This window comes from Paraburkholderia sp. SIMBA_053 (assembly GCF_046534895.1).
Taxonomy (GTDB): domain Bacteria; phylum Pseudomonadota; class Gammaproteobacteria; order Burkholderiales; family Burkholderiaceae; genus Paraburkholderia; species Paraburkholderia caledonica.
This window is the reverse complement of the sequence record NZ_JAWRXU010000617.1, coordinates 1-275: the sequence shown is the minus strand read 5'-3', so window position 1 is coordinate 275 and position 275 is coordinate 1. Positions and strand designations below refer to the sequence as shown.

Below are 275 nucleotides of genomic sequence, written 5' to 3'. Positions count from 1 at the left end.
ATTGCGGCGTGCCGTGCCAGTCGGCGCAACGCTGCAGCGCGCGGCGCAAGTCCGACGTCAGCCGGCCGCTCACGCGCAGGCCCGGTTCCAGATGCAGCGCCTTCAGTTCGAACACGCCGCTCGCGCGGTGCGCTTTTGCATCAACCCGACCGATCAGCTTTCCGCGATTGAGGATCGGCAGCACGTAGTAGCCGTATTTGCGCTTTGGCGCGGGCACGTAGCACTCGATCACATAGTCGAAGTCGAACAGCGCGGCGGCGCGCTTGCGGTCCCAG

The 275-nt window shown here is 66.2% G+C and carries 1 protein-coding gene; it reads right to left on the bottom strand.

The window, feature by feature from the left end:
• Nucleotides 1-275, bottom strand: a 275-nt coding sequence (locus SB753_RS37075; RefSeq protein WP_410805126.1) for a DNA glycosylase AlkZ-like family protein, incomplete at both ends; no start/stop codon positions are given.